Here is a 1,311-nt window from a genome sequence, read left to right as displayed (position 1 = left end):
AGTGAATTTTAGTGAAGAAAAGGATTATTTTGTATTTAGCGTAAGCGATCAGGGTAAAGGTATTGATAATTCGGTCATTAAGAACCTGGATACCAGAGAGGAATTAATGAGCACTTATGGAACAGAAGGTGAAAAAGGTACTGGAATAGGTTTGAGAATCGTAAAAGATTTTATCAACTTACACAACGGAAAATTGGAATTTTCAATGAATGAACCATCCGGAACTTTGGTAACGGTTAAACTCCCGAAGGACTTAAAGCCATCATAATAGAAAAATTTAGTATGTAATGATATAAATTAAATAAGCCAGATAAAGCAGTATAAATACCATACCCTCCCAGCGATCAATTCTCCTGTGTTTTCCGGTGAAAATAAATACAAACAACAATACTGAAGCCAGTATATTGACCATAAAATCTACACTAGACGATTTTTCAACAACTATTGGAGTAATAAATCCTGAAACTCCCAATACAAAGAAAATATTAAAAATATTGGACCCCACTACATTTCCAATGGCGATGTCCACATTCTTTTTTCTAACAGCAGCTATCGATGTGGCTAGTTCCGGCAGTGAGGTCCCAATGGAAACTACAGTAAGTCCAATAACACGGTTTGATATACCAATGAGTTCTGCTAATGATACAGCATTGGTCACTATTAACCTTCCTCCAATTATAAGACCCGCAAGACCAATAACTATAAAAAGAAGCGATTTTAAAATGCTGTAATTTAAAATTTCAGTGGACTCAGTGGATTTCTCACTTTTTGAAACACCAATGTTATACACTAAAAAAACCGCAAAAAATAGAAGAAGAATCAATGAATCACTCCTTGAAATCAAGCTCTCAAAACTTTGGTCAAGAAAAACATCTGCTGAAATGACAAAAGCCACCAATGCGGCAAGTAAACTTAAAGGCACTTCATACCAGGTAGTATTGCTTTTTACTGTAAGCGGATATATAATCGCACAAATACCAAGAATTCCTAAAACATTAAAAATATTACTTCCCAAAACATTGCCCACTACCATTTCGGTTTTTCCATTTACAGCTGCGATTGCGTTTACAACCATTTCAGGGGCAGAAGTGCCAAAAGCGACTATGGTTAAGCCTATTACAATATTTGGAATCCCAAATTTAGCAGCAAGTGAAGATGAGGCATCAACAAGTTTGTTTGCCCCAAAAATTAAAACCAAGAAGCCGGCTAACAATAAGACTATATCAATCAAAGTGATAAAATTTAATAAGTGTATTATTTAGTAACTCTCACACTGTCCGGCACCAAAACGGTATAATCACCACCATTTCT

At 35.2% G+C, this 1,311-nt stretch carries 2 protein-coding genes; one reads left to right on the top strand and one right to left on the bottom strand.

Annotated elements, in window-relative coordinates:
• The coding region (locus AC6F75_RS06030; protein ID WP_500714050.1) for an ATP-binding protein at window positions 1-268 on the top strand (268 nt) is incomplete at its 5' end.
• A 9-nt stretch (window positions 269-277) separates the two neighbouring features.
• On the opposite strand, the gene AC6F75_RS06025 is transcribed toward AC6F75_RS06030, so the two are convergent.
• Window positions 278-1,231 carry a calcium/sodium antiporter gene (locus tag AC6F75_RS06025; protein ID WP_500714049.1) on the bottom strand — a complete coding sequence of 318 codons (954 nt, stop codon included), beginning with the start codon at window positions 1,229-1,231 and terminating at the stop codon, window positions 278-280.
• Between the last annotated feature and the right edge of the window lie 80 nt (window positions 1,232-1,311).

It is taken from the genome of Planktosalinus sp. (genome assembly GCF_059864935.1).
This window is presented reverse-complemented; position numbering and strand designations above follow the sequence as displayed.